Origin of the sequence: Streptomyces sp. MNU76, from assembly GCF_020982545.1 — a bacterium.
In the GTDB taxonomy this organism is placed as follows: Bacteria; Actinomycetota; Actinomycetes; order Streptomycetales; family Streptomycetaceae; genus Streptomyces.
Window position 1 is genome coordinate 196,857 of sequence record NZ_JAJKLK010000005.1, and the last position, 26,769, is coordinate 223,625.

The following is a 26,769-nucleotide window of genomic DNA, read 5'->3' on the forward strand; positions in this document are numbered from 1 at the left end:
AACTCAGACGGCGAAGTCGTCCTCACGGGTTTCCGGCAGCGCCCACACGCACACCAGACTGACCAGGCACAACCCACCCGAGTAGAACCCCAGCACCAACGGCGACGACCACTGACTGTTCAACCACGTCGCCATGAGCGGAGCGAACCCGCCCCCGAACGTGTTGGCCAGGATGAACGCCGCCGACGCCCCGGTGTAGCGCAGCCACGCCGGGAACAGCTCCGCCAGGAACGCCGCCATCGGCGAGAACATCAGGGCGAGCAGCCCGAGACCCACCGTGTACGCACCGGTGATCAAGAACGCGTTGCCCGTGCTGAGCGACCCGTACATCGGCACGGCCCACACGACGGAGCCGGCCGCGCCCGCCAGCATCAGCGGACGGCGCCCGACCCGGTCGGCCAGCCGGGCGACGGGCAGGGTGATCGCGATCCCCGCCGCCGCCCCCACACTCGCCGCCGTGAGCATCGTGTTCTGCGGGATGCCGAGCGACTTCGGCCCGTAGGACAGGCTGTAGACGATCGTCAGGTAGTAGACGGCGGACCCGCCGATCGCCGCGCCGGTGCCGAGCAGCAGCCGCCCGGGATGGCGTGTGACGAGCGTGCCGAGCGGGAAGCGCGACACCGGTGCCGCCGGGGACCCCGACGAGCCCGCGGACGTGCCCGCCGAGGACCGTTCCCGGAAGAGTGGTGACTCCGACACCGTCGACCGCACCCACAGCCCGACCACCACGAGCACCGCGCTGAGCAGGAACGGCACCCGCCAGGCCCAGTCGGCGAAGCCGTCGCGGCCCACGATGTTCAGGGTCGGGAGGATGACGGCGCTGGAGAGCAGGAACCCGAGGGAGGGGCCGACGTTCGGGACGGCGGCGTACAGGGCCCGTCGGCCGGGCGGGGCGTGCTCGGCGGCCAGCAGGACCGCGCCGCCCCACTCGCCGCCCATGCTGACGCCCTGCAGCAGACGGAGGGTCACCAGGAGGACGGGGGCGAGGAGTCCGGCGGTCTCGTAGGTCGGGAGCAGGCCGACGCCGACCGTCGCGAGGCCCATGAGCAGGAGGGAGGCGACCAGGGCGCGCCGTCTGCCCAGTCGGTCGCCGATCGTGCCGAAGAGCACGACGCCGAGGGGGCGGGACAGGAAGGCCGCGGCGAAGGTGAGGAACGCGGCGAGGGTGGAGACGGTCGGGTTGCCGGAGGGGAAGAACGCGGGGCCGAGGACGAGCGCGGAGGCCGTGCCGTAGACGGCGAAGTCGTAGTACTCGATGGTCGTGCCGATGAGACTCGCGGCGGCGACCCGGGACGGCTTGCTCGACGCGGCCGACGGGGAGGCGGGTAAGGCGGCGGGGCTGGGGCCGCGGCCTCGGCGACGGCCCTGGACGGGGATTCGGGCATGGGGGCTCACTTCCGGTACGCCCGGAGACGAATGGTCCGGGCCCAGAGGGGGACGGCCACGCATGAAACACGAACCGGAGTGTGGCTGTCACCCTAGGCCGGGAAATTCGAATCCCACAAGGAACCCCGAGAAAGAACGCCCGCCCACTTCGTCGAATTCTTTCGAAGGCGGAATACGCGTCGATTACACGGGACAACACCCATATCAAACATGTGATCCCGCTATGTGTGCGGACAGGTCGTCAAAATACGGCACGAAAGCCACCCTTGGAGCCCGTCAACCCCGGGAATCCTGTCGAGTCGCTGTCAATATTCATGCGTCCTTCCGCATAAAAATTTGCCGCCGGTCACGCCTTGCCAACCGCCGATCACCCACGAAATGCTGGCGCCCGGCAGAACTTGAAAGTTCTACGACCATCGTTTTTCGGACATGGAGCGGAAGGCTTTTCCCATGCTGAAAAGTGGCAAGCCATTACGTTGGAGAAGGCTTTCCCTGGCCGGTGACGACCGGCATTTGCTGATACCGCTCGACCACAGCGTCTCGGACGGTCCGGTCGCTCCTCCGGGTCAGTGGGAAGAGCTGTTGAAGGCTCTGGTGGCCGGCGGCGCCGACGGGATCGTCGTCCACAAGGGGCGGGCCCGCACCCTCGACCCCGCCCTCCTCAGGAACTGCGCGCTGGTGGTGCATCTGAGCGCCAGCACGACCTGCTCCGCCGACGTCGACGCCAAGGTGCTGGTCGGCGACGTGGAGGAGGCGGTGGCCCTCGGCGCCGACGCGGTCAGCGTCCATGTGAACATCGGCTCGGACACCGAGGGGCGTCAGCTCGCCGACCTGGGCGCGGTGGCCCGATCCTGCGACACCTGGGGCATGCCGCTGATCGCGATGGTCTACCCCCGGGGCCCCCGGATCGAGAATCCGCACGATCCCGCGCTCCTCGCGCACATCGTGAACGTCGCCGCCGACCTGGGCGCCGACATGGTGAAGACCTCGGTGGCCCTGCCGCTCGACCGGATGGCCGAGGTGGTGGCCCACAGCCCCATCCCCGTCCTCGCCGCCGGCGGCCCGCCCGACGGCTCCGACCTCATCGAGTACGGCACCGCCGTGATGGCCGCCGGCTGTCGCGGTCTGGCCGTCGGCCGCCGCGTCTTCTCCTCCGCCTCCCCCGCCTCCCTGGTCTCCCGGCTCGCCGCCGTGGTGCACGGGGAGGGGCACGGCGATGCGGACCCCCTGGATGGCATAAACATGGCACATACAGGCACGACCCATTCCCCCTACTCGACGATCGTGGCAGGTGTCGCATGAGGTTCGCGTGGATCGATCTCCGTGAAGTCCCCCGTCCGCAGCTCCAGGCGGTGGTGGACGCGGCCGTCCACGCCCGGATGGCGGGGGTGGTCTCCGCCGACGCCGAGCTGCTGGGGACACTGCCGCCGACGGTGACCCGGGTGCTGGCGGGCGGAGCCCCGGCCGCCGTGCCCGCGGGGAAGCCCGCCGACAAGGGCGGCAAGGGTGACAGGGAGGCGAAGGCCGCGGCCGACGCCAAGCCCGCGGACAAGCCCTCCACCGGCGCCGGAGTCGACCTTCTGCTGCGGAAGTTCACCGCCCAGGACGAGCTGGACGCCCTCGCGGCGGAGAACCGGGCCGCGAGCGGCACCCCGGTCGCCGGCTTCGTCGACGTACGGGACGACCGCACCCTCCAGCTGTCGTGCGTGGGTGCGATGGCACTGCCGTACACGGTGATCCACTTCGCCGATCCGACGAAGATCCCGTTGGAGATCGTGCTCGCGGCGGCCGAGTCGGCCGAGGGGAAGCTGGTGACCGTCGTCGGGGACCTGGAGGAGGCGGCCATCGTCTTCGACGTCCTCGAACGCGGTTCGGACGGCATCCTGTTCACCCCCCGCAGCGCGGACGACGTGTTCGCGCTGGCCCGGCTGCTGGAGGCGACCACCCCGCAGCTGGAGCTGTCCACGCTCACCGTCGAGAGCATCCGGCACGTCGGGCTCGGCGACCGGGTCTGCGTGGACACCTGCTCGCACTTCGAGGAGGACGAGGGCATCCTCGTCGGCTCGTACTCCTCCGGGTTCGTGCTCTGCTGCAGCGAGACCCACCCGCTGCCGTACATGCCGACCCGGCCCTTCCGGGTCAACGCCGGTGCCCTGCACTCGTACACGCTGGGCCCCGACAACCGCACCAACTACCTCAGCGAGGTCGGTTCCGGCAGCGCCCTGCTGGCGGTCGGCGCCGACGGCCGCACCCGGCGCGTGGTGGTCGGGCGGGCCAAGCTGGAGTCCCGCCCGCTGCTGGAGATCCGCACCCACGCGGAGGACGGGCGACTGGTGAGCCTGACCGTGCAGGACGACTGGCATGTGCGGGTGCTCGGGCCGGGCGGCAAGGTCCTCAACGTCACCGAGCTGCGGACCGGCGACGAGCTGCTCGGATATCTGGCCCAGGACAAGCGCCATGTGGGCCTGCCCATCGGCGAGTTCTGCAAGGAGGTCTGAGGTCCCATGGGCGAGCTCGTGGCGGCCGCGGCCGGAGAGGACGGGATGGGTGCCCTGGTCCAGCGGCTGTTCGACGCGCGGGACGACGGTCTGCCCTATCTGACGCACCAGCGGGAGACCGTCACCCGCGGGGAGTTACGGGAGCGGGTGGCCAAGCAGGCCGCCGTGTTCGCCGGTTACGACATCGGCCCCGGCAGCACGGTGGGGCTGCGGACCCCGCCCAGTTTCACCCAGGTCGAGGTCCTGCTGGCGCTGTGGCGGCTGGGCGCGCAGGTGATGCTGTTCGACTTCCGGCTGAAGCCCGCCGAGGTCGACGCGCTGTGCGCCGTCTGCCGGCCGCAGTTCATGGTCCGGGCCGGCGCCAACGTCCGGGCGGCGTTCGGCTTCCGGTCCGAGTACGAGGTCGCCACCGAGTGCCGCAGGGCGGGGCGGGCGGCCGACGGCGGGCACCGGCTGGTCCAGTTCAGCTCGGGATCGACCGGGCGGCCGAAGGTGATCGGCCGGACCGCCGGGTCGATCGCCGCCGAGCTGGAGTCGTTCGCGGCGGTTCCCGGGATGCCGGTCGAGGGCGACCGGCTGCTGCTGCTCAGCTCCACCGCGCACAGCTTCGGGCTGGTCGGCGGGCTGCTGCACGCGCTGGCGGCCGGGGTCTGCGTCGTCTTCGCGCCCCGGGTCTCGGCCCGCGACATCCTGCGGACCTCCCTCGACCACGAGATCAGCGCCCTGTTCGGGGTGCCGATGCACTACGAACTGCTCGCGTCCGCCCTCGATCCGCCCGCGCTGCCCGCGCTGCGGACCGCCGTCTCCGGCGGCGAGCTGATGCCTCCGGAGGTCGCCGCGCGGTTCGCCGAACGGTACGGCGTCATGGTCGGTGAGGCCTACGGCACCACCGAGACCGGCATCGTCGCCATCGACGTCGGCGGCACGCTGCGCCCCTCCGTGGGCCGCCCCGCGCCGGGGGTGGTGGTCCGCGCGCACAAGGGCGAACTGGACGTCGCGCTCGGCGAGTCGCCCTACCTCTTCGACTCCGGCGGCACCCAGTACACCGACGGCTGGCTGCACACCCGTGACCGGGCGGCGGTCGGCGCCGACGGGACGGTCACCGTGGGCGGCCGCGCCGACTCCCTCGTCGTCATCGGCGGCCTCAAGGTCGACCTCACCGAGGTCGAGCACGTGCTGCGCGCGCACCCGGCCGTCGAGCAGGCGGTCCTGGTCCACGAGGACGTCACCGAGGCGTACGTGGCCCTCGCCGCCGGGGGCGGGAGTCCGTCGGCGGAGGAGCTGCTGCGCTGGTGCCGGGAGCGGCTGGCCGACTACAAGCTGCCCCGGGTGATCCGGATGCTGGAGGACCTGCCCCGCACGTCGAACGGGAAGCTGGTCCGCCGGGCTGCGACGCTCCAGGCGGCGGCGAGCGGCGGCGCGTGACGGCTCGGCAGACAGCCCCGGGCGAACGGCCCCGATGAGTTTTCGCACGACCTTCTCACGACATTCCCCCTGGAGATGGCGATCATGAGCACGTCCACCCTGGACAACGAGATCCGCGAGTTCGTCCTGACCACGGTCATCGACGAGATGAACATCCTGCTGAGCCGGGACGGCATCACCGACGAGAGCCCGGTGACCGTCGGCGGTCTGGAGCTGGACTCCCTGAGTCTCATCGAGCTGACGTTGCGGCTGGAATCGCGGTTCGGCGTGGAGATCCCGGACACCGACATCGAGCCGCTGGCCTCGCTGACCCTCGGCGGGCTCGTCGCCGAGGTCGTCGGGCGCGGGGCGAAGGCATGAACGCGGAGACCTCGACGTCGTCCGTCACGGAAGCGGCCGCGCGGGGCGCGTCCCCGTCGGCCGCCGTCGCCCCGGCCGTCCTCACCACCGGTCTCGTCCGGGAGCTGCTGTCCGACCGCAAGATCTTCCCCGGCGTCCCGGACGATCTCGACGAGGACGCCGAACTGGTCCTGGACTCGCTGGGGTTGGTGTGGCTGCTGCATGTGGTGGAGGAGCGGTACGGCCTGGTCGTGGAGCCCGGCGACGAGGACATCGCCGACCTGACCTCGCTCCGGCGGCTCACGGAGTTCCTGGGCGCGGCGGGGAATCCGGGAGCGGGAACGCCGGAGGCGGCGGACGGGGGTGAGCGCGTTGGCCGGTGAGGTGACGGTGACCGGGTTCGGCGTGCGCACCGCCTTCGGCGCGGGGCCGGACGCCTTGCGGCGCGGTGTCTTCGCGGGTGTCCCCTCCTTCGCCCCCACCACCCGGTTCGACACCGGCCCCTATCGCACCTCGATGGCCGGCGCCGCCCCCGACGGTCCCGACGGGACGGAGCACTGGGCGCTGCGTCCCGCCCTCGCCCGATGCGGCGCGGAGGCCCTCGACATGGCGGGCCTCCCGAGGGGCACCGAGGCGGCGGTCCTCCTGGGCATCGCGGGCGACTGCACGAGCATCACGCGGTACTGGCGGGAGACGGCGGCAGCGGGGGCTACGGCAGCGGGGGCCGACGAGAACGACGGCACCGAGTCGGACCGAGACGCGATCCGGTCCCCCGGGTTCACCGGTACGGGCCGGGACTCGACCCGAGCCCCCGGGTTCACCGGCACCGACGCGGGGCACGTCCACCCCGGAACGGGAACCGGAGCCGTCGGGGCGGCGGGGCTCGCCGTGGCGTCGGCCGATGCGGCGGCGGCCCGGCTCGCGGACGCCGTCCCCGCGCATCTCGCCCAGTCCCTTGCCCGAGGCCTCGGGCTGACCGGGCCCCGGCTCACTTTCACCAACGCCTGTGTGGCCTCCGCCGCCGCGATCATCCACGCCTGCCGGCTGATCGCCGGCGGGCGCATAGACGTGGCGGTGTGCGCCGGCGGCTATCTGGTGGAGGAGGAGACGTTCGGGAAGTTCGACTCGGGGCGGGCGCTGTCGCGGGACGGTACGGTGCGGCCGTTCAGCGCCGACCGCACGGGACTGCTGCTCGGCGACGGGGTCGCGGCGGTCGTGCTGGAGTCCGCCGAGCACACGCGGCGGCGCGGGGCACGGCCGCTCGCGAGCGTGGTCGGCTGGGGTGCGGCGACCGACGCCCACCACATCGCCCAGCCGCACCCGGACGGCGTCGGCCTGGCCCTCGCGACCCGCCAGGCCCTGCGGCTGGCCGGGGACCCCGACGGGGCGAGCCTCGGCTATGTCAACGCCCACGGCACCGGCACCAAGTACAACGACGGCGCCGAGACCCGGGGGCTGCGCGCCGCCCTCGGGAAGCGGGCCGAGTCGATCCCGGTCAGCTCCACCAAGAGCACCACGGGCCATCTCCTGGAGGCCGCCGGAGTCGTGGAGTTCGTGATCACGATGCTGGCCCTGACGGAGGGCGTGCTGCCGCCGACCGCCAACTTCACGCGGGCGGACCCGGAGTGCGACCTGGACTACGTCCCGAACAGCCCCCGCCGGGCGGACCTCCGCCGCGCCCTCACCATCAACGCCGCCTTCGGGGGCGCCAACACCGCACTCGTCCTGGAGCGACCGTGACGAAGACGGAACTGGGCAGGAAAACCGAGACCCGGGCTGCCGACCGGACCGAGACCCCGGCGACCGGCGTGACGGCGTCGCATCCGGCGCTCGGGGTCCTGGCCGCCGCCACCGCGACCCATGGGACCGGGCGGGACGGCGACATCCCGCTGCCGCGCCTGCCCGGGTTCGTGGAGTCGGCGTTCAGCCCGCTGGTGTACGAGGTCGCCGCGCGGTGCCTGACCGCACGTCCCCGTGGGGACACCTCCCGCTCGGGCGAGGCCGAGAGCGGGGAAGGCTCCCGTACGGCCGTCGCGCTGGCGAGCCTGATGGGCGACACCACCACGGCCGATGTGGCGAGCCGGCGGGTGGTCTCGGGCCGGGTGCACAACCCGCTGCTGTTCATGCAGGCCACCGCCAACTCCGTGCTGGGGCACCTCAGCCGGGAGTTCGGGATCACCGGGCAGATGTTCAGCCTGTCCACGCTCGACGACCCGGCGACCGAGCTGCTGGCGATGGCCGACCTCCTCCTGGAGGACCCGGAGCTGGACCGGGTCCTGGTGGTGGGCGTGGAACTGGGCGGCGGCGAGCGATGGGCCGCCGTGCACCGGGAGCTGTCCGCGGACCACGGCCGCCCGGTCCCGGACCTGCCCGCCTCCGCCGCCGTGGCCGCGGCCGTCCTGCTCGGCCGCCCCGGTTCCGGCACCCCCGTCACCATCATGCCGACGGAGACGTACGCCGGGGAGAGCCCGGCGGCGGCTCCGCACACCGGCAGCGTGCAAGGCCTGTTCGACCTGGCCGACGCCCACCGTCGTCTCCTGCGGGACGGCGATCGAGACGAGACGGAGACCCATGCTCATCAGTAGGCAGGAGCGGGCGCGGATCTGCTCCGACACGGAACTCGGCGCCGGCAACGTCCTGCACCGGCTGCGGGCGTACGAACGCCCGCTCGACGAGCCGGTGTTGCGCACCGACGGCACCTGGCGCGCACCGGACGGCAGCCGGCCCGAGGTGCTGACACTCGGGCAGTTGTACGAGGTGGTGGAGACCTACGCGGGCTGGTACGCGGCCCACGGTGTGCGCCCCCGCGACCCGGTGGCCATCCATTCCTTCTCGACCGCCGAGTTCGCGGTGAACTTCCTGGCGCTGACCTCGCTCGGCGCGATCCCGTCGTTCGTCAACGGCAACCTGTCCCCGGAGATCGCCCGGGAGTACGTCCGCCGCCAGGGCGCGGTGGGCGCCTTCACGGACGAGGCACACCGGGAGGTGCCGGCCGGGGACGATTCGACCCTCGGCTTCCGAGTGACCGCCGGCGACATCCGGCCGGAGCACCGCGCATCGCTGCCGCAGGCGTACCCGTACCGGCACGACCCCACCGACCCCGTGCTGATCTCCCACTCCTCCGGTACGACCGGTCTGCCGAAGGGGGTGCCGCACACCCACCGGACGCTGATGTACGCCCAGTTGCACCGGCTACGGTTCTCGACCGGCGCCGACATGGAACGCACGCTGGTGGGGCTGCCGGGCGCGCACAACGCGATGGTGGCGACGCTGCTGTACTGCCTGCTGCTGCGCACGGACATCAGGCTGCTCTCCAGCCAGCGGGGCACGGACGTCCTCGACGCGATCGAGGAGTTCCGGCCGACGACCGTGCTGGCCTTCGCCGGGACCTTCGGCGAGATGGCGGCGGAGGATCTGACGGCACGTGATCTGTCCAGCGTGCAGGTGTGGTTCAACACCGGGGACGCGGCGCACGAGGCGCACATCCGGGCGCTCGTCCGGCACGGGAGCCGGATCGAGATCCGTCGCGACCTGAGCCGGGTCCGGGTCGAGGGCTCGGTCTTCGTGGACGGGCTCGGTTCGTCGGAGGCCGGCTACTCCGTCTTCCACAACCGGCACACCAAGGACACCTCCGCCTACTCCCGCTGCGTCGGCAAGCCGATCAGCTTCGCCGAGGCCGCGGTCCTGGCCGAGGACGGCACCCCGCTGCCACCCGGGCAGATCGGCCGCCTAGGCCTCAAGTCGCCCACCCTCACACCCGGATACTGGAACGATTCGCTCACCTGGAACCGGATGCGGCTCGGCGGCTACTGGCTCACCGGCGACCTCGCCCGCCAGGACGAGGCGGGCAACTTCTACCACCTCGACCGGGCCCCGGACGCCGTCCGCACCCGCGCGGGGATCGTCTTCAGCACCCGCACCGAGGAACTCCTCCTGGCCGAGCTGCCGGGCCTCGCCGACTGCACGGTGGTCGCGGTCGCCCCGGACGGCGTCCGCGCGGACTGGGACGGCGACGGGGAGGCCGAGGCATACGTGCTGCTCCAGCCGGCCGAGGAGAACGGCGAGACCGGTGACGAGGAGTGGACCGGGCGCGTCAACTCCGTGCTGACGGAGGCCGGTTTCCCACCCGTGTCCCGGGCCCTGCGGATGAAGCCCGACGACGTGGCCAAGGGGGCCACCGGCAAGGTTCTCAAACGAGTGATGCGCGACCGGTTCGCCGCCGACATGGCCGACACCGTCGCCACCGAGGAGCAGCACGCATGAGCACGACGACGACAGCGACCGGGGGCGCGGCCGGTGGCGACGGAGTCAACCACCGCGCCCGCGCGAGCGAGGCGTACCGGCTGTGGTGGCAGCACGACGCCAACTGGTACCAGGGCGTGGCCGCGCGGTTCGGGCAGGAGGCCGCGAACGAGATCAACGCGGAGGCGATGGGGAAGGTCGCCCTGCACGTCGGGCAGCGGGTCGCCCGGCTGTACGGGCCGCTCCCCGACACCGGTGACGTCCGCAAGGACCTGGAGGAGCTGCGCCGTCGCTACGACGACTGCGGCGACCGGATGTTCCCGCCGGAGCTGCGCAACGCCGCCACCGAGGTCGAGGACGACGACCTGATCGTGCTGACGCTGAAGCGGAACTTCGCGATCACCATGGTCCGGATGGCCGGTTCCCTGGAGGGCTACCGCTGCCCGTGCACCGCCGTCCACGCCGGCTGGTCCGAGGGGCTCGGCGTGACCCTCACGGAGAACAGGGCCGAGAGCTGTCTGCGGAACGGTGACGCGGCGTGCCGTCTGCTGATGCGCGTCGCCGCCGCTCCCGTCGCACCGGGTTCGGAGGGCTGAGGCATGCGCGTACTTGTCGCCGGGGCCACCGGAGTGGTGGGCCGTCCGCTGGTGGGCGCGTTGCGGGCGCGGGGCCACCGGGTGAGCGCACTGGTGCGGCAGAGGTCGAGGGAGCGGGTCCCGGAGGCGGACGAGGTGGTGGTCGCCGACGCCCTGGACCGTGAGGCCGTGCTGGCGGCGGTGTCGGCCGCCCGGCCCGAGGTGGTCGTCCACCAGATGTCGGCGCTGCGGCTGCTGCGCGACGACCCGCCGGGGGCCTTCGCCCTCACCGCCCGGCTGCGCACCGAGGGCACCGCCCATCTGGTCGAGGGGGCCCGCGCGGCCGGTTCACGCCGGCTCGTCGCCCAGTCCATCGCGTTCGCCGCCGCCCCGGCCGGGGACCCGGTCCTGGACGAGGACGCGCCCCTGTACGTGGACGCTCCCGACCCCGGCTGGGCCTCGACCGTGCGGGCCGTCGCCGAGCTGGAACGGCGGGTGACGGACCCAGGCAGCGGCCTGGAGGGTGTGGTGCTGCGCTACGGCACGCTGTACGGCCCCCGCACCGCGTACGCCCGTACCGGCGCGACCGCGGAATCCGTGCGGGCCGGGCGGCTGCCGCTGCCGGGCAGCGGGGCGGGGATCATGTCGTTCCTGCACGTCGAGGACGCCGTGGGGGCGGCGGTGACGGCCGTCGAGGCCGACGCGAGCGGGGTGTTCCATGTGACGGACGACGATCCGGCCCCGGCGGCGCAGTGGCTGCCCCACCTCGCCCGGATGCTCGCCGCGCCCTCCCCGCGCACGGTCCCCGCGGCCCTCGCGCCCCGTCTCCTCGGCTGGTTCATGGCCCACCAGCTCACCTCGGCGCACGGCGCCGCCAACGACCGGGCCCGTACGGCGCTCGGCTGGAAGCCGGCCAGACCGAGCTGGCGCGACGGACTGGGCCAGGAATGACCGGCCCCGACGACACCACCGCACCCGACACGCCCCGGACCGGCTGGACCGCCACGGCCGCCGCCCTGCCCGGCGCCGCCGGCCCCGCCGGCCCCCTCACCGTCTGTGTGGTCGGTGCCGGCCCCCGGGGGCTGTCCGTGCTGGAGCGGATCTGTGCCAACGCCGGGGGGATCGTCCGGCCGGTCGAGGTGCACCTCGTGGACCCGTACCCGCCGGGCGCGGGCGCGGTCTGGCGGACGGACCAGCCGGGCGAGCTGCTGATGAACACGGTCGCCTCCCAGGTGACCCTGTTCACCGACGCGAGCGTGGACTGCGCGGGACCGACGGTGCCGGGCCCCAGCCTGTACGAGTGGGCGTGCGCGGTCCGGGACGGGGTCGTCGACCACGATCTCCCGGCCCGCGCCCTGGTCGAGGCCCGGCGGCTCGGCCCGGACACCTATCCGACCCGCGCGTTCCACGGCCATTACCTGGAGTGGGTCTTCAGCCACCTGTTACGCACGGCCCCCGCCCATGTCACCGTCCACACGCACCGGACCACCGCGACCGGTTTGCGCGAGGACACCGCGGACGGGCCGCAGCGGGTGACCCTGGCGAACGGCGAAACGCTGACCGGGCTGGCCGCCGTGGTGCTGGCCCTCGGCCACGGCACCCTGACCCCGTCGCCGGAGGAACGCGCGCTGCGCTCCTTCGCCGACCGCCACGGCCTCACCTACGTGGCCCCCGCCAATCCGGCCGACACCGACCTGAGCGGCATCGCCCCGGGCACCCCGGTCGCCCTGCGCGGCCTGGGCCTGAACTTCTTCGACTGCCTGGCCCTGCTCACCGAGGGCCGCGGCGGCACGTTCAAGGAGGGCGAGTCCGGTCTCGTCTATCTGCCGAGCGGCAACGAGCCCGTCCTGTACGCCGGTTCGCGGCGTGGCGTCCCGTACCACGCCCGGGGCGAGAACCAGAAGGGCGCCCTCGGCCGCCACGAGCCGCGCTTCCTGACGGCGGACGTCATCGCGGAGCTACGGCACCGCGTGACCGCCGGCCAACCCCTCGGCTTCCGCGGCGCCCTCTGGCCCCTCGTCGACCGCGAGGTACGGACCGTCCACCACGAGGCCCGCATCCGCGCCGCCCGGGGGCCGGAGGCGGCCGCGGCGTTCGTACGGTCGTACCTCGCGGCCTCGGGCGACGAGGGCGTGGAGGCGGCCCTGCTCGACGAGCACGGCGTCCCCGCCCACGAGCGATGGGACTGGACACGTATCGAACAGCCCTACGGCGAGCGCATGTTCAGCGACCGTGCCGACTTCCGGCACTGGCTGTTGGACCATCTGCGCCGGGATGTCGCCGAGGCCCGCCTCGGCAATGTCGACGGCCCGCTGAAGGCCGCGCTGGACGCCCTGCGGGACCTGCGCAACGAGATCCGGCTGGTCGTCGACCACGGCGGGGTCTCCGGCGACTCGTACCGCGCCGAACTCGACGACTGGTACACCCCGTTGAACGCCTTCACGTCGATCGGCCCGCCCGCCTTCCGGATCGAGCAGCTGATCGCGCTGATCGAGGCGGACGTGCTGCACGTGCTGGGCCCGAGCATCCGCGTCCGGGCCTGGTCGCCCGACGGCGGCCTCGAAGAGCCCTTCCCCGACGGACCCGGCCCCGGCCCGGGCTGCTTCCTCGTGGACGCGGAGCTGGTGGACGAACCCCCGGTCCGGGTCGCCGCGTTGATCGAGGCGCGGCTGCCCGCCGTCGATCTGCGGCGCAGCGCCGACCCGCTGCTGCGGGCGCTGTTCCGGGCCGGTGCGTGCGTGCCGTTCCGGCTCGGCGGCGACGCGGGGTACGAGCCCGGCGGGCTGGCGGTGACCGACGGCCCGCCCCGGCTCGTGGACGCCGAGGGCCGAGCACATCCGCGCCGGTACGCCTTCGGGGTGCCGGTGGAGGGCGTGCGCTGGGTGACGGCGGTCGGCATCAGGCCCGGCGTGGGCTCGGTGACGCTGGAGGACTCGGACGCGATCGCCCGGGCCGCGCTCGGGCTCGCCCCGGAGGCGGGCCGGACGGCAGGCGGAGGGAGTCGAGGAACGTGAACGCGATGTCCGTGGGCACCGACGCGGGCCTGCTCGCCCCCACCTGGGCCGGTACGCCCGCCGCGGCGGAGGTGACCGACGAGGCGTGGCTGCAGGCCATGCTGGACGCCGAGGTGGCGCTGGCCCGCGCCCAGCACGCGGTCGGTCTGACACCGGCGGCCGTGGTGGAGACGATCGCCTCGGCGGCCCGGGTGGAACGGCTCGACCTGCCCGCCCTGGCCCATGCCGCCCGGGCCGCCGCCAATCCGGTGGTCGCGCTGGTGACCGCGTTCGCCGAGGTCGTCGCCGCGCAGGATCCGGGCGCCGCGGAGTATGTGCACCGGGGGTCCACGAGTCAGGACATCCTGGACTCGGCGGCGATGGTGATCGCCCGCCGGGTCCTCGGGCTGATCGGCGGGGATCTGTCACGTGTCGCCGCGGCCTTCGCCGCACTGGCCGACACCCATCGGCACACCGTCCTCGCCGGGCGCACCCTGGCCCAGCACGCCGTGCCGACGACCTTCGGGCTGAAGGCCGCGGGGTGGCTGGAGCTGGTGGTCGACGCGACGGTGCGGGTGCGGGCGGTGGCGTCCGGGCTTCCGGCGCAACTGGGCGGAGCGGGTGGGACGTTGGCCGCGTACCGGGAGTATGCGGCGGTGGACCGCGCGGGCCGCCGGGAGACGGACGGCCGCGAGGGGACCGCGAGGGCTGATCGCACCCCCGACGCGGGCGGTCTGGAGCTGCTGGGCCCCTTCTCCTCGGCTCTGGGACTCGCCGAACCCACCCTCCCCTGGCACACCGTCCGCACCCCCGTCGCCGAACTCGGGGCCGTGCTGCAGCTCGTCACCGGAGCGCTCGGGAAGTTCGCGCTGGACGTGCAGACGCTGTCCCGTACCGAGATCGGTGAGCTGTCCGAGCCGGCGGCGGCCGGGCGCGGGGCCTCCTCGGCCATGCCGCAGAAGCGGAATCCCGCGCTGGCCACGCTGATCGTGTCGGCCGCCCGGCAGGTACCCGCGCACGCGCTCGTGCTGGCGCAGTGTCTGCTCGCCGAGGACGAACGGCCCGCCGGGGCGTGGCACGCCGAATGGCAGCCGCTGCGGGAGGCGTTGCGGCTGGCGGGCGGGGCCGCGCACACCGCCGTCGAGCTGGCGGAGGGCCTGGTCGTCCACCCGGAGCGCATGCGGGCCAACCTCGATCTGACCGGAGGCGCCATCGTCGCCGAACGGCTGGCCGTGGCCCTGACCCCGGCGCTCGGCAAGGCCCGCGCGAAGAAGCTGCTGACCGCCGCGTCGGCCGAGGCCGCTGACACCGGCCGGCCCCTGAGCGAGCTGCTGATCGCCGACCCCGAGCTGTCCGCCCGGTTGCCCTCCGCCCAGCTGGCGGAACTGCTCGACCCGGCCCGCTACACCGGCGCGGCCGACGCCCTGATCGACCGCGCCCTGCGCAGATACGACGGCGTGCGCGACCACGAGACGCCCAGCGGAGGACCCCTGTGAGCACCGTGAGCCGGACGACCGGGACCCCGGAGGTCGCCCCACCCACCCGCTCCTGGCCGGTCCTGGTGGTCGTGGTCTGCGCGCAGATGCTGATCTGGCTGGACACCTCGATCCTCAACGTCGCCGTCACCACGCTCGCCGACCCGGTGGCGGGCCTGGGCGCCACCCCCGGCGAGCTGGAGTGGGTGGCGAGTGCCTACACCCTGGTCGTCGCCTGCACCCTGTTCGCGGGCGGCGCGCTCGCGGACCGTTTCGGCCCCCGGAACACCCTGCTCGCCGGGCTCGCGCTGATCGGTGTGGCCTCTGGCGCGGGCGCGTTCGTGGACAGCCCGGCGTGGCTGATCGTGGCCCGCGCCTTCATGGGCGCGGGCAGCGGCCTGTTGATGCCGGCGACGCTGACGGTGATCGTGCAGAGCACCCCGGAGGAGAAGCGCACCCGGGCGATCGCGATCTGGAGCTCGTCGAGCGGTCTCGGCGTGGCCGTCGGCCCGGTCGCGGGCGGGGCGCTGCTCAGCCACTTCTGGTGGGGCTCGGTGTTCCTGGTCAACGTGCCGATCGTCGCCCTGTGCCTGCCGGCGGTCCTGGCCGTCGTCCCCGACCTGGGCGGCTCCCGACGCCGTGTACTCGATCTGCCCGGTCTCGTCCTGTCGGTGCTCGGCCTGGGCGGGGTGGTCTACGGCATCATCGAACTCGGCGGCGGCAGCGCCTGGTACGGCCCGCACGTACTGCTGCCCCTGGTGCTGGGCGGTGTGGTGCTGGCCGTCTTCGTCGCCGGTCAGCGCAGGTCCGCGACGCCCAGCCTGGATCTGCGGCTGTTCCGGCAGCCCGGCTTCACGGCCGGCAGCGTGGTCCTGCTGATCGCCTTCATGGCGCTGGCCGGTCATCTGTTCTACGCGGCCTTCTATCTCCAGGGCCCCCGGGGCCTCTCCCCCGCCGACGCCGGGACGGTCATGATCGCCGCCGCGATCGGCATCGTCCTGGGCAGCCAGGCCTCGCCGGCGCTGAGCCGTCTGCTGTCGGCCCGCTGGACCGTCGCCGCCGGGATCCTGGCCACCGCCGTCACCTATGTCGCGTACGCCTGGCTCGACGGGCGGACCCCGCTCTGGTGCGTCGCCGCGCTGCTGTGGATCCAGGGCTTCGGCATGGGCCTGGTCGGTACCCCGGTCACGGCCGTGATGATGCGCGGGGTGCCGCCCCAGCTCGCCGGCGCCGGTTCCGCCGTCAACAGCGTCACCCGGCAGGTGGGCGGCACCCTCGGCGTGGCCATGGCCGGCTCGATCCTCTCGGCGGTCTACCGGCACCGGATGGCCGACGCCGAACTGCCCTCCCCCGCACAGGGTCTGTCACCGGCCGCCGAGGAACAGGCCCGCACCTCCGCCGAGGCCGCCCGCTCCCTGGCCGACTCCCTGAACCTGCCCTCCCTGGCGACCACGGCCGACCGCGCCTTCCTCGACGCCATGTACGCGGCAACGCTCTGCGTCGCCGCCCTCGCCCTCGTCGGCTGCGCGGTGGCGGTGGCGGGCCTGCGCTCCCCGCCGGGCCACCCCCGACAACGCACCTGAGCTCCGCACGTACACGGACGAACCCGAGCCACGTACACGGACGAACCCGAACCACGCACATCGACGAACCTGAGCCCCGCACGTACAGAACGGAGCACCTCATGGCACGGCCCACCCCCCGCTCGGTCTTCGTCACCGGTGGCAACAGAGGCATCGGACTCGCCATAGCCCGCCGCTTCGCCGGGGCCGGAGACCGGGTGACGGTGACCTACCGCAACGAGGCGCCGCCCGCCTCCGAGGGCTTCCTCTCCGTACGGTGCGACGTGACCGACGGCGGCCTGATCGACCAGGCCTTCAAGGAGGCCGAGACGGCCCACGGCCCGGTCACCGTCCTGGTCGCGAACGCCGGCGCCGCCCGGGACCGGCTGCTGCTGCGGATGTCCGAGGAGGACTTCACCTCCGTCGTCGACACCGACCTCACCGGGGCCTTCCGGGTCGCGCAGCGCGCGGTGCGCGGCATGCTGCGCGTGGGCCACGGCCGGATCGTGCTGATCTCGTCCACGGCCGCCCTGAACGGCTCGCCGGGCCAGACCAACTACGCGGCGGCGAAGGCCGGCCTCGTCGGCTTCGCCCGCTCCCTCACGCGGGAGCTCGGTCCCCGGGACATCACCTGCAACGTCGTCGCCCCGGGGCTCACCGACACGGACATGAGCCGCGCCCTCACCCCGGAACAGCGCCGCGCACTGCTGAGCACCACCCCCGCCGGGCGCCTGGGCACCCCGGAGGAGGTCGCCGAGGCGGTGGCCTTCCTGGCCGGCGCGGGATACGTACGCGGTGCCGTGATCCCGGTCGACGGGGGCGCCGGCATGGGCCACTGAGGCCCACCGGAACCGGGTGGGGAAGCGGACGACGCGCGGCCGCCCGTTTCCCCACCCCCATCCCGCTAGCTCCGCCCGCGCAGCGCCCGGTACTTGGCGACCAAGGCCTTCGTGGACTCGTCCAGACCCGGCACCTCGGCGCCTTCCGTGAGGGCCGGCTCGACGCGCTTGGCGAGGACCTTGCCCAGCTCGACCCCCCACTGGTCGAAGGAGTCGATGTTCCAGACGGCGCCCTGGACGAACACCTTGTGCTCGTACAGCGCGATGAGCTGACCGAGGACCGACGGGGTCAGCTCCTTGGCCAGGATCGTGGTCGTCGGGTGGTTGCCCTTGAACGTCTTGTGCGGCACCAGCTCCTCCGGCACGCCCTCCGCCCGCACCTCGTCCGGCGTCTTGCCGAAGCCCAGTGCCTGGGTCTGCGCGAAGAAGTTGGCCATCAGGAGGTCGTGCTGGGCCTTGAGCGGGTCACTCAGCTCGGCGACCGGCTCGGCGAAGCCGATGAAGTCCGCCGGGATCAGCTTGGTGCCCTGGTGGATCAACTGGTAGTACGCGTGCTGCCCGTTCGTCCCGGGCGTGCCCCAGACCACCGGCCCGGTCTGCCACTCCACCGGAAGCCCGTCCCGGCCCACGTACTTGCCGTTGGACTCCATGTCCAGCTGCTGCAGATAGGCCGTGAACTTGGACAGGTAGTGGCTGTACGGCAGCACCGCGTGCGACTGCGCGTCGTGGAAGTTGCCGTACCAGACCCCCAACAGGCCCAGCAGCAGCGGCACATTGGACTCGGCGGGTGCCGTGCGGAAGTGCTCGTCGACCAGGTGGAACCCGTCGAGCACCTCCCGGAAGCGGTCCGGGCCGATCGCGATCATCAGGGACAGGCCGATCGCCGAGTCGAAGGAGTAGCGGCCGCCGACCCAGTCCCAGAACTCGAACATGTTGGCGGTGTCGATACCGAAGTCCGACACCTTCTGGGCGTTCGTCGACAGCGCCACGAAGTGCTTGGCGACGGCCTCGGGGCCGGCCTTCAGCTCGGTGAGCAGCCAGTCGCGCGCGGAGGTCGCGTTGGTGATCGTCTCGATCGTGGTGAACGTCTTGGAGGCGATGATGAACAGCGTCTCCGCGGCATCCAGGTCCCGCACCGCCTCGTGCAGATCGGCCCCGTCCACGTTGGACACGAAACGGACCGTCAGATCGCGGTCGGTGCAGGAGCGCAGTACCTCGTACGCCATCGCCGGGCCGAGGTCGGAGCCGCCGATCCCGATGTTGACGACGTTCTTGATGCGCCTGCCCGTGTGGCCGGTCCACTCACCGGAGCGGATGCGCTCGGCGAAGCCGGCCATCTTGTCGAGCACGGCGTGCACACCGGGCACCACGTTCTCGCCGTCGACCTCGATCACCGCGTCGCGCGGGGCGCGCAGCGCGACGTGCAGGACGGCACGGTCCTCGGTGGTGTTGATCTTCTCGCCGCGGAACATGGCGTCCCGCAGCCCGAACACGTCGGTCGCGGCGGCCAGCTCGCGCAGCAGCCGCAGCGTCTCGTCGGTGACCAGATGCTTGGAGTAGTCGACGTGCAGATCGCCGACCTCCAGTGTGTACCCGGCGCCGCGCCCCGGGTCGGCCGCGAACAGCTCACGCAGCTGGACGTCGCCCTGCTGCTCCCGGTGCTCGGCCAGCGCGGTCCACTCGGGCGTCTGGTTGAGCCTGGTACGGCTTTCTGCGTTCATCTCGGACTTCAGCCTTCTTTCCTACCTGGTCCTGCCTGCGTACCTTGCCCCGCTGCCGTTCCAACCTAATTGATCACGACGGAACACCAGCTGTCGTACCCCGGTCGTACGGCACAACAACAGATACGTCCGCCTGGAGCACCGGTGTCAGCGCGACGACGGACAGGACGAAGAAGGCGACGGCGAGCAGGTCGACCGCCCCGAACACATCCGGCCGGGCACCCTGGGTGCCCGGCCGGTGTACTGCCTAGATCTCGCCCCGCAGTTTGGCGAGCGCCTCGGCGAGGATCGCTTCGCCGTCCGCGTCGCTGCGCCGCTCGCGGACGTACGCGAGGTGCGTCTTGTAGGGCTCGGTGCGCGGTGGGTCCGGCGGGTTGTCCCGGTCCTGTCCGGCCGGGAAGCCGCAGCGCGGGCAGTCCCAGGTGTCGGGGACCTGTGCGTCGCTGGCGAAGCTCGGCTGGGTCTCGTGTCCGTTGGAGCACCAGAAGGAGATGCGCAGCCGGGGTGCGGACTCGCCGCGCTCGGCTTCGCCCATCGGCCCCGCCCCGACCCGGCTTCCTCGGATCGCGTTGCCACTTGCCACGGTCGTAACTCCCTGCGTGATGGTGCGGCGAAGCGAGTCGGCGTTTCGCTTCGCTGCGAGCGCCTCAGTCTACGTAAGGCCCAACGCGCGTCCAGTGATTGGAGTTACATCCCGCCCACAGACGCAAGCCCCATGATAGGCCGCGCTCGAAGTCGCGTACCCGGCATGGGGCTTTACGTGCGGAATGGTGCGTCCGTGACGCGTTGTTCGCCGGTGCGGCCTGAGGGTCAGTTGTTGACCTTCATCAGGATGCCGAGTACGACAATGCACGCGAACCAGAGCAGACCGACCACGACGGTGATCCGGTCGAGGTTGCGCTCGGCGACCGAGGAGCCGCCGACGGAGGACTGCATACCGCCACCGAACATGTCGGAGAGGCCGCCGCCCTTGCCCTTGTGCATCAGCACCAGCAGCATCATCAGCAGGCTGAAGACGATCAGGGCGATCGAGAACCCCATAACCACGGCTGGACCAACTTCCTCGGATTCTGATGGACTGCGGGGACCGGCCGCGGCGGCCGGTCCCCGCAAGAGTACGACGTCTCGCTGCTACCGCCTACTCGCTGGTCTTCGGTTCGCCGCCGGGGCGCTCCGATCCGGTGTCGACGAGCCGACCGTGCTCAGCCCTTCGGGCCTCCGCGCGCTCGACTCGTCGACACCGGCCGCGCCCCGGCGACTCACTGGTCGCGGAAGCGCACGATCTTGACGAACTCGTCGGCGTCCAGCGAGGCACCGCCGACGAGGGCGCCGTCGATGTCGGCCTGGGCCATGATCTCGGCGACGTTCCCGGCCTTGACGGAGCCGCCGTACTGGATGCGGACCTTGTCGGCGAGCTCCTGGTCGTACAGCTCGGCGAGCTTGCCGCGAATGGCCGCGCACACCTCCTGGGCGTCCGCGGCGCCGCAGACCTTGCCGGTGCCGATGGCCCAGACGGGCTCGTAGGCGATGACGACGGTCTCGGCGTGCTCGGCGGGGACGTCTTTCAGGCCGCCCTCGACCTGGGCGAGGGTGTGGGAGACGTGGTTGCCCGCCTCGCGGACCTCCAACTCCTCGCCGACGCACAGGATCGGGGTGAGGCCGTGCTTGAAGGCTGCCTTGACCTTGGCGCCCACGATCTCGTCGGTCTCGTCGTGGTACTGGCGGCGCTCGGAGTGGCCGACCGCGACGAACGCGCACTTGAGCTTGGCCAGCATCGGGCCGGAGATCTCGCCGGTGTAGGCGCCGGAGTCGTGGGCCGAGAGGTCCTGGGCGCCGTACTTGATCTTGAGCTTGTCGCCGTCGACCAGGGTCTGGACCGAGCGCAGGTCGGTGAAGGGCGGCAGGACCGCGACCTCACAGGCCTCGTAGTCCTTGTCGGCGAGGGCGAAGGCGAGCTTCTGGACGTGCGCGATGGCCTCGAGGTGGTTGAGGTTCATCTTCCAGTTGCCCGCCATCAGGGGCGTACGCGTGCTCATTGAGGGTCAGTCCTCCAGTGCGGCGAGGCCGGGGAGCGTCTTGCCCTCGAGGTATTCGAGGGAGGCGCCGCCACCGGTAGAGATGTGGCCGAATGCGTTTTCGTCGAAGCCCAGGATCCGTACGGCCGCGGCGGAGTCGCCGCCTCCGACGACCGTGAAGGCGTCCGAGTCGAGGAGAGCCTGGGCGACGGCCTTGGTGCCCTCGGCGAAATCGGGGTGCTCGAAGACGCCCATGGGGCCGTTCCAGAAGACGGTGGCGGCGTCGGCGATCTTCGAGGCGTACAGCGTGGCGGACTCCGGACCGATGTCCAGGCCCATCTGTCCGGTCGGCATGGCGTCCGCGGCGACCGAGGTGGCGTCGGCCGGGGCCTTGCTCTTCAGGTCCGGGAAGGCGGGCGCGACGACGGCGTCGACGGGCAGGACCAGCTCGACGCCGGTCTTCTTCGCCCGCTCCAGGTACTCGGTGACCGCGTCGAGCTGGTCCTCCTGCAGGAGCGAGCTGCCGACCTCGTATCCCTTGGCCTTGAGGAAGGTGTAGGCCATGCCGCCGCCGATGAGGATGCGGTCGGCCTTGCCGAGCAGTTGGTCGATGACGGCGAGCTTGTCGGAGACCTTGGCGCCGCCGAGGGCGACCACATAGGGCCGCTGGACGTCGTCGGTGAGCTTCCTCAGGACGCCGACCTCGGTGGCGATGAGGTACCCGGCGTAGTGCGGCAGCCGGGCCGGGAGGTCGAAGACCGAGGCGTGCCCCCGGTGCACCGCGCCGAAGCCGTCGCCGACGTAGACGTCCGCGAGGGCGGCCAGCTGATCGGCGAAGGCGCCGCGCTCGGCGTCGTCCTTGCTCGTCTCGCCGGCGTTGAAGCGGAGATTCTCGACGACCGCGACCTGACCGTCGGTCAGTCCGGCGACCGTGGCGGTGGCGGACTCGCCGACCGTGTCGGTCGCGAACGCCACGTCGGCGCCGAGGAGTTCACCGAGGCGGGCGGCGGCCGGGGCGAGGGAGAAGGCCGGGTCCGGGGCGCCCTTGGGGCGGCCCAGGTGGGAGGCGACGACGACGCGCGCGCCCGCCTCGGCGAGTGCCTTCACGGTGGGCAGGACGGCGCGGATCCGGCCGTCGTCGGTGATGGTGGTGCCGTCGAGCGGCACGTTGAGGTCGGCGCGGACGAAGACCCGCCGGCCGGCGACTGGCTCGGCGAGGAGCTCGTCGATCGTCTTCATGGAGAGGGCTCCCGAGGAGGACTTGTGGTGCTCGTGATCGTAGGAGGAACAGCTTGTGTACGTGAGTCAGGGCTCGGACGACGCGTCCTTGCGCCGCCCGAGCCCTGCTCTCACACGGAAGTGCCCGCTCTGCCGATCAGAGCTGGCCGCCGACGAAGACCGTGAGGTCGACGAGGCGGTTGGAGTAGCCCCACTCGTTGTCGTACCAGCCGAGGATCTTCACCGAGTTGCCCTCCTGGACCATGGTCAGGGAGGAGTCGAAGGTGCAGGAGGCCGGGTCGCTGACGATGTCCGAGGAGACGATCGGATCCTCGGTGTAGGCCAGGTAACCCTTGAGGTCGCCGTCCTCGGAGGCCTTCTTGAACGCGGCGTTGACCTCGTCCTTGGTGACCTCGCGCTGCAGCGTGACGACCAGGTCGGTGGCCGAGCCGGTCGGGACCGGGACGCGCATCGCGATGCCGTCGAGCTTGCCCTTGAGCTGCGGCAGGACCAGCGCGGTGGCCTTCGCGGCACCCGTGGTGGTCGGGATGATGTTCTCGGCGGCGGCGCGGGCGCGACGCAGGTCCGAGTGCGGGAAGTCCAGGATGCGCTGGTCGTTGGTGTAGGCGTGGACCGTCGTCATCAGACCCTTGACGATGCCGAAGTTCTCGTCGAGGACCTTGGCCATCGGCGCCACACAGTTGGTGGTGCAGGAGGCGTTGGAGATGACGTGGTGGTTCGCCGGGTCGTACTTGTCCTGGTTGACGCCCATCACGATGGTGATGTCCTCGTCCTTGGCCGGAGCCGAGATGAGGACCTTCTTGGCGCCGCCGGCGAGGTGCTTGGCGGCGTCGGCCTTCTTCGTGAAGATGCCGGTGGACTCGATGACGATGTCGACGCCCAGCTCGCCCCACGGGATGTCCGCGGGGTTGCGCTCGGAGAGGACCTTGATGGTGTGGCCGTCCACGGTGATCGTGTCGGCGGTGTTCGACACCTCGGCCTTGAGACGGCCCAGGATGGTGTCGTACTTCAGCAGGTGAGCGGTGGTCGCGGTGTCACCCAGGTCGTTGACAGCCACGATCTCGATGTCCGCACCCTGCTCCAGCAGCGCGCGGAAGTAGTTACGACCGATGCGGCCAAAGCCGTTGATGCCTACGCGGATCGTCACGAACCGATCTCCTCGTTGGTACGCCGGCTCAGTGCCGGCGAGCTGTATGGGATGTCCCCGACCGCCTACGACCCTACCTCCCCGACACCCGTCGGGTGACATCGAGATGCCCTATACATGCCGGTGCGGTCCGTACTCGCCGGTAGGGGCACGGACCGCCCGGGTTTTACAAGGTGATTACCTTTTGAGCGGCCCCCCGATCATCTGATTTCAGACGTCCGGAGGGCCGCCCACGAGGTCCTTCCTCAGCCGTTCGGCCCAGTCGGCGCTCAGTTCCTCAGCGCCGCCAGCGCCTTGCCGAGCAGTGCCTTGCGGTCGGCCGCCGAGACGACCTGCTCCAGACCGAAGCCCAGCAGCACCGTGTCGTCCGTGGTGACCGCGCCGAAGGTCTTGAACAGTTCACCCGACAGTCCCCAGTCCTTCACGACGGCCGGGCTGCCCGCCGGCGGGCCGGGGGTGCTCCAGGCGCCGAGCGACGTCTCGAAGCCCTCGACCGCGCCGGGCGCGCCCCCGATGACGACGGTGGCGTTGTCGGCGAGGAGACCGCGACCACCGCTGCCGGGGTCGGTGACATAGCTGAGCGACACCTCGACCTTCTTGCCGGCGTACGCGGACAGGTCGAACTCGACCTGCTGCCAGCCGTCCGAGGCCCCGGTGAAGCTGTTCCAGGCGCCACTGGTGCCGCTGGGCGTGCAGCCCCCGGAGCCCACGGTCAGATACCGCTTCAGCGCCGGGTGACCCTGGACGAAGAACCCGGCCTCGCACTCGGTGGGCACGGCGGTGGAGGTGGCGCCGCCGGTGTCCGGCAGCGTCGTCCAGTCGTCCGCGCCGACGGTGTGCGCCTCCAGGAGGGCGTGGTCGTAACCCTCCTCCGTGCTCCACAGCAGCTGGGTGCGCAGGGTCGGCTTGTCCGCCGCGGTGACCGAGGTGAGGTCGACGGTGCGGGTGAGCCGGTTCCAGGCGTAGTCGGTGTGCGTGGCCGCCGCCATGGACGCGCCCTCGTACGGGCCGTACGGGCTGACCGTCCCGGGGTACTGGCCCGCGCCGGCGCTCTTGAACTGCGGGAACGTCTCCACGGGCAGCGCGTCGGAGGTGACGCCGAACGATCCGGCGGTGTTCAGCGGGTTCCCGGGCGCGTCGCCGAGGGTTCCCGAGAAGCCGTCGAGCTTCGCGAGACCGGCGAAGGCGGTGGCGTTCGGCAGGGAGGTACGGCTGTAGGCGCCCAGGTAGTACTGGCTGAAATCGTTCGACAGGGTGCCGCCGCCGAGGTCGACGGCGCCGCCGGCGCTCTCGCCCGCCTCGATCAGCTTGCCGCCCTCGTTGAGGTAGGCGCGCAGGGCGAGCTGGGTGGCGACGCCCGGCCGGACGGCGCCCGTGTAGTGCACGACCTGCTTGAAGTGCTTCAGTACGCCGAGCGCGTCGGGCGCGCCCTGGGTCGCGACGTCCCAGACGAGCGCCTTCTTGCCGTTGGCCTTCAGCGCGTCCACATAGACCTGCGTCTGGGTCGCGGTCGCGCCCTCCTCGGCGACGACGAGCGTGTCGGCCTTGGGGCGTTCGGCGATCGTGTAGGTGAAGCGCTCGCTCTTCGTGGGCTTGCCGCTCTTCGTCTCACCGGTGAACCAGACCTCGACCTTGTCGCCCGGCTCGCCGTCCTGAACCTTGGCCCGGTACTCGTCGAAGTAGAGGTTGTCGGCGCCGCCGAACGTCTCGCCGCCCTTCCATGCCTTGAGCGTCTGGTCGTACGTGGGACCGCGGCCGTTGATCCGGTACCTCAGCTCCTTGTCGCGCACGGACCTGCGGGCGACGACGGAGATCGTCTGGTCGGCGCCGCGCGAGTACGACGTGGTGAAGGCGGCCGGGGTGAAGTCGGGGGCGCCGATGCCGACCGAGGACTTCGGCTGGTCGGGCTTGACCGCGGACTCGGCGACGGAGAGCGCGAACGGGATGTTCTTCTCGAACTCCTGCTGGATCAGCTTCTCGTCGTCCGGGAACGTGAAGACCGAGGCGCAGTCCTCGGGCTTCCAGGCGTCGTCCGGGTCGATGTTCGACGCGGTCTGACAGGTCGACATCTCGGGGGTGAAGAACGCCGCGCCGTTGACGTTGGAGGCGTGGCCGTTCGCCTCGCCGTTCGTCGTGTACAGCTCGGAGGAGAGCTGGGGGTGGTAGCCGGGGATCGCCGGCTTCTCCGGGGTGCCGGCCAGCGACTTGTAGAGCACGTCGTCCGGGCTGGGGCTGGCCACCTGCCAGCCGACGCCGTAGAGGATGAGTTCGGCGGCCGAGTGGTAGTTGATGCCGTACTCGAAGCCGATGCGCTTCTCGAAGGCGTCCAGGACCTTGGTCTCGGGCTCCGAGTTCGGGCCGTCGCCGCGGTAGGTCTCGCTGGTGGGGAACGGGGAGGAACCCTCGTTGTCGTAGCCCCACTTGTAGGCGAAGTTGCGGTTGAGGTCGACGCCGTCGCCGACGGTGATGGCGTTGTCGCCGTTGACGTCCCGCAGGTTCTTGCGCCACTGGCGGTTGCCGTCGGCCTGGTGGGTGAAGTCGTAGCCGTCCGGGTTGGCGGAGATCACGAACCACAGCTCGGTTGAGTCGACGATCTTCTTGATCCGCTTGTCCGTCTTGTAGTTGTCCAGGTAGTGGTGCATCAGACGCCGGGTCATCTCCGGCGTGATCCACTCACGGGCGTGCTGGTTGGACAGGTACAACACCGACGGCTTGGCGCCGTCCTTGGTCTTCTTCGCGTTCCTGGTCAGTTTGACCGCGAGGATGTCCTGGCCCCGCAGGGACTTGCCGAGGGAGACCACCTTGGTCAGGGAGGGGTGCTCCTGCCCCGTCCGGAGGATCTCCTCCTTGAGGTTGCCGGCGCCACTGTAGGGGCGGTAGACCCCGTCGCCCGCGGCTTCGACGCGCGCCTCGGCCTTGCTGGTGAGGCGGTGTTCCGTCAGCTCGACGCCCTGCTCCTCCAGGGCGTCCGCCTGCTTGTCGGTGAGGTAGACCTCGACCGAGGCGGTGCCCTTCTCCGGCGCCTGCTCGCTGAGTTCGTGACCGTCCTGCCCGGCCGCGAGCAGCAGCGGTACCTGCTTCTTCGTCACCTCGGCCCGGAAGACCTTGATCTCTTCCGCGTCCGAGCCGTCGTTCTCGGCCGCCTGAGCGAGCGGTGCGAGTCCCGCACCACCGCCCAGCAGGAGCGCGCCGGCAGTGAGGATCGATCTCGCTCTTCGTCTCATGAGCCCCCCCTTGCAGTGGTTCGCCCCAGCAGCGAACAGACGCCAGGCTCATGTCAGATCTGGGCCAAGTCAAGGAGGCCTCACAGGCC

The 26,769-nt window shown here is 71.7% G+C and carries 23 protein-coding genes; 14 read left to right on the forward strand and 9 right to left on the reverse strand.

Annotated elements, in window-relative coordinates:
* Positions 1 to 3: 3 nt before the first annotated feature.
* Positions 4 to 1,395, reverse strand: a complete 1,392-nt coding sequence (locus tag E4N62_RS14265) for an MFS transporter (RefSeq protein ID WP_230214479.1) — start codon at positions 1,393 to 1,395, stop codon at positions 4 to 6.
* A gap of 441 nt (positions 1,396 to 1,836) precedes the next feature.
* Between E4N62_RS14265 and E4N62_RS14270 the strand changes: the two genes are divergently transcribed.
* The 14 genes from E4N62_RS14270 to fabG all read left to right on the forward strand — a co-directional run bounded on the left by E4N62_RS14270 (position 1,837) and on the right by fabG (position 17,334).
* A complete protein-coding gene (locus E4N62_RS14270; RefSeq protein ID WP_230214861.1) occupies positions 1,837 to 2,688 on the forward strand; it encodes a class I fructose-bisphosphate aldolase family protein in 852 nt (283 codons plus the stop codon).
* On the forward strand, positions 2,685 to 3,884 hold the full coding sequence (locus E4N62_RS14275) for a 3-dehydroquinate synthase II family protein (RefSeq protein WP_230214482.1): 1,200 nt from the start codon (positions 2,685 to 2,687) through the stop codon (positions 3,882 to 3,884). Before E4N62_RS14270 ends, E4N62_RS14275 begins: the two co-directional genes overlap by 4 nt.
* Positions 3,885 to 3,890: 6 nt before the next feature.
* Positions 3,891 to 5,309: a class I adenylate-forming enzyme family protein gene (locus E4N62_RS14280; RefSeq protein WP_230214485.1), complete on the forward strand. Its 1,419-nt coding sequence runs from the start codon at positions 3,891 to 3,893 to the stop codon at positions 5,307 to 5,309.
* 75 nt (positions 5,310 to 5,384) lie between these two features.
* On the forward strand, positions 5,385 to 5,669 hold the full coding sequence (locus E4N62_RS14285; protein WP_177261679.1) for an acyl carrier protein: 285 nt from the start codon (positions 5,385 to 5,387) through the stop codon (positions 5,667 to 5,669).
* A complete protein-coding gene (locus E4N62_RS14290) occupies positions 5,666 to 6,031 on the forward strand; it encodes an acyl carrier protein (RefSeq protein WP_230214487.1) in 366 nt (121 codons plus the stop codon). Before E4N62_RS14285 ends, E4N62_RS14290 begins: the two co-directional genes overlap by 4 nt.
* Positions 6,021 to 7,388: a beta-ketoacyl synthase gene (locus E4N62_RS14295; RefSeq protein ID WP_230214863.1), complete on the forward strand. Its 1,368-nt coding sequence runs from the start codon at positions 6,021 to 6,023 to the stop codon at positions 7,386 to 7,388. The genes E4N62_RS14290 and E4N62_RS14295 overlap by 11 nt, the downstream gene beginning before the upstream one ends.
* Complete coding sequence (locus tag E4N62_RS14300) at positions 7,385 to 8,233, forward strand: hypothetical protein (RefSeq protein ID WP_230214489.1); 849 nt, start codon at positions 7,385 to 7,387, stop codon at positions 8,231 to 8,233. Before E4N62_RS14295 ends, E4N62_RS14300 begins: the two co-directional genes overlap by 4 nt.
* Positions 8,220 to 9,911, forward strand: a complete 1,692-nt coding sequence (locus tag E4N62_RS14305) for a class I adenylate-forming enzyme family protein (protein WP_230214491.1) — start codon at positions 8,220 to 8,222, stop codon at positions 9,909 to 9,911. The genes E4N62_RS14300 and E4N62_RS14305 overlap by 14 nt, the downstream gene beginning before the upstream one ends.
* On the forward strand, positions 9,908 to 10,486 hold the full coding sequence (locus tag E4N62_RS14310; RefSeq protein WP_230214496.1) for a hypothetical protein: 579 nt from the start codon (positions 9,908 to 9,910) through the stop codon (positions 10,484 to 10,486). The genes E4N62_RS14305 and E4N62_RS14310 overlap by 4 nt, the downstream gene beginning before the upstream one ends.
* 3 nt (positions 10,487 to 10,489) lie before the next feature.
* Positions 10,490 to 11,416 (forward strand): NAD(P)-dependent oxidoreductase, encoded by a 927-nt coding sequence (locus E4N62_RS14315; protein ID WP_230214498.1) that lies wholly within the window; start codon positions 10,490 to 10,492, stop codon positions 11,414 to 11,416.
* Positions 11,413 to 13,479, forward strand: coding sequence for an FAD/NAD(P)-binding domain-containing protein (locus E4N62_RS14320; protein WP_230214501.1), 2,067 nt, complete (start codon positions 11,413 to 11,415; stop codon positions 13,477 to 13,479). The genes E4N62_RS14315 and E4N62_RS14320 overlap by 4 nt, the downstream gene beginning before the upstream one ends.
* Positions 13,480 to 13,484: 5 nt before the next feature.
* The gene (locus tag E4N62_RS14325) at positions 13,485 to 14,954 is read left to right on the forward strand and encodes an adenylosuccinate lyase family protein (protein ID WP_230214865.1); all 1,470 of its coding nucleotides are present in this window, start codon (positions 13,485 to 13,487) and stop codon (positions 14,952 to 14,954) included.
* Positions 14,951 to 16,516, forward strand: a complete 1,566-nt coding sequence (locus E4N62_RS14330) for an MFS transporter (RefSeq protein ID WP_230214504.1) — start codon at positions 14,951 to 14,953, stop codon at positions 16,514 to 16,516. The genes E4N62_RS14325 and E4N62_RS14330 overlap by 4 nt, the downstream gene beginning before the upstream one ends.
* A 101-nt stretch (positions 16,517 to 16,617) precedes the next feature.
* Positions 16,618 to 17,334, forward strand: coding sequence for a 3-oxoacyl-ACP reductase FabG (fabG, locus tag E4N62_RS14335; protein WP_230214509.1), 717 nt, complete (start codon positions 16,618 to 16,620; stop codon positions 17,332 to 17,334).
* 65 nt (positions 17,335 to 17,399) lie between these two features.
* On the opposite strand, the gene pgi is transcribed toward fabG, so the two are convergent.
* From pgi to E4N62_RS14370, 8 genes are all read right to left on the reverse strand, one after another.
* Positions 17,400 to 19,055: a glucose-6-phosphate isomerase gene (gene pgi, locus E4N62_RS14340; protein ID WP_230214512.1), complete on the reverse strand. Its 1,656-nt coding sequence runs from the start codon at positions 19,053 to 19,055 to the stop codon at positions 17,400 to 17,402.
* 73 nt (positions 19,056 to 19,128) lie between these two features.
* Positions 19,129 to 19,263 carry a hypothetical protein gene (locus E4N62_RS47970; protein WP_268269389.1) on the reverse strand — a complete coding sequence of 45 codons (135 nt, stop codon included), beginning with the start codon at positions 19,261 to 19,263 and terminating at the stop codon, positions 19,129 to 19,131.
* A gap of 39 nt (positions 19,264 to 19,302) precedes the next feature.
* A complete protein-coding gene (locus E4N62_RS14345) occupies positions 19,303 to 19,638 on the reverse strand; it encodes an RNA polymerase-binding protein RbpA (protein ID WP_003957010.1) in 336 nt (111 codons plus the stop codon).
* Positions 19,639 to 19,865: 227 nt separating this feature from the next.
* Positions 19,866 to 20,096 carry a preprotein translocase subunit SecG gene (secG, locus tag E4N62_RS14350; protein WP_029181151.1) on the reverse strand — a complete coding sequence of 77 codons (231 nt, stop codon included), beginning with the start codon at positions 20,094 to 20,096 and terminating at the stop codon, positions 19,866 to 19,868.
* A gap of 218 nt (positions 20,097 to 20,314) precedes the next feature.
* Positions 20,315 to 21,091 (reverse strand): triose-phosphate isomerase, encoded by a 777-nt coding sequence (gene tpiA, locus E4N62_RS14355; RefSeq protein ID WP_230214515.1) that lies wholly within the window; start codon positions 21,089 to 21,091, stop codon positions 20,315 to 20,317.
* A gap of 6 nt (positions 21,092 to 21,097) precedes the next feature.
* Positions 21,098 to 22,309, reverse strand: a complete 1,212-nt coding sequence (gene pgk, locus E4N62_RS14360) for a phosphoglycerate kinase (protein WP_230214519.1) — start codon at positions 22,307 to 22,309, stop codon at positions 21,098 to 21,100.
* Between the two features lie 136 nt (positions 22,310 to 22,445).
* A complete protein-coding gene (gap, locus tag E4N62_RS14365) occupies positions 22,446 to 23,456 on the reverse strand; it encodes a type I glyceraldehyde-3-phosphate dehydrogenase (RefSeq protein WP_184895499.1) in 1,011 nt (336 codons plus the stop codon).
* A gap of 269 nt (positions 23,457 to 23,725) precedes the next feature.
* Positions 23,726 to 26,680, reverse strand: coding sequence for a M14 family metallopeptidase (locus tag E4N62_RS14370; protein ID WP_230214522.1), 2,955 nt, complete (start codon positions 26,678 to 26,680; stop codon positions 23,726 to 23,728).
* Between the last annotated feature and the right edge of the window lie 89 nt (positions 26,681 to 26,769).

Excerpts from the sequence above, each read along its gene's own strand:
- E4N62_RS14270 (WP_230214861.1), top strand. The coding sequence starts at position 1,837 with ATGCTGAAAAGTGGCAAGCCATTACGTTGGAGAAGGCTTTCCCTGGCC.
- E4N62_RS14275 (WP_230214482.1), top strand. The coding sequence starts at position 2,685 with ATGAGGTTCGCGTGGATCGATCTCCGTGAAGTCCCCCGTCCGCAGCTC.
- E4N62_RS14280 (WP_230214485.1), top strand. The coding sequence starts at position 3,891 with ATGGGCGAGCTCGTGGCGGCCGCGGCCGGAGAGGACGGGATGGGTGCC.
- E4N62_RS14285 (WP_177261679.1), top strand. The coding sequence starts at position 5,385 with ATGGCGATCATGAGCACGTCCACCCTGGACAACGAGATCCGCGAGTTC.
- E4N62_RS14290 (WP_230214487.1), top strand. The coding sequence starts at position 5,666 with ATGAACGCGGAGACCTCGACGTCGTCCGTCACGGAAGCGGCCGCGCGG.
- E4N62_RS14305 (WP_230214491.1), top strand. The coding sequence starts at position 8,220 with ATGCTCATCAGTAGGCAGGAGCGGGCGCGGATCTGCTCCGACACGGAA.
- E4N62_RS14310 (WP_230214496.1), top strand. The coding sequence starts at position 9,908 with ATGAGCACGACGACGACAGCGACCGGGGGCGCGGCCGGTGGCGACGGA.
- E4N62_RS14315 (WP_230214498.1), top strand. The coding sequence starts at position 10,490 with ATGCGCGTACTTGTCGCCGGGGCCACCGGAGTGGTGGGCCGTCCGCTG.
- E4N62_RS14320 (WP_230214501.1), top strand. The coding sequence starts at position 11,413 with ATGACCGGCCCCGACGACACCACCGCACCCGACACGCCCCGGACCGGC.
- E4N62_RS14325 (WP_230214865.1), top strand. The coding sequence starts at position 13,485 with ATGTCCGTGGGCACCGACGCGGGCCTGCTCGCCCCCACCTGGGCCGGT.
- fabG (WP_230214509.1), top strand. The coding sequence starts at position 16,618 with ATGGCACGGCCCACCCCCCGCTCGGTCTTCGTCACCGGTGGCAACAGA.
- pgi (WP_230214512.1), bottom strand. The coding sequence starts at position 19,055 with ATGAACGCAGAAAGCCGTACCAGGCTCAACCAGACGCCCGAGTGGACC.
- secG (WP_029181151.1), bottom strand. The coding sequence starts at position 20,096 with ATGGGGTTCTCGATCGCCCTGATCGTCTTCAGCCTGCTGATGATGCTG.
- tpiA (WP_230214515.1), bottom strand. The coding sequence starts at position 21,091 with ATGAGCACGCGTACGCCCCTGATGGCGGGCAACTGGAAGATGAACCTC.
- pgk (WP_230214519.1), bottom strand. The coding sequence starts at position 22,309 with ATGAAGACGATCGACGAGCTCCTCGCCGAGCCAGTCGCCGGCCGGCGG.
- E4N62_RS14370 (WP_230214522.1), bottom strand. The coding sequence starts at position 26,680 with ATGAGACGAAGAGCGAGATCGATCCTCACTGCCGGCGCGCTCCTGCTG.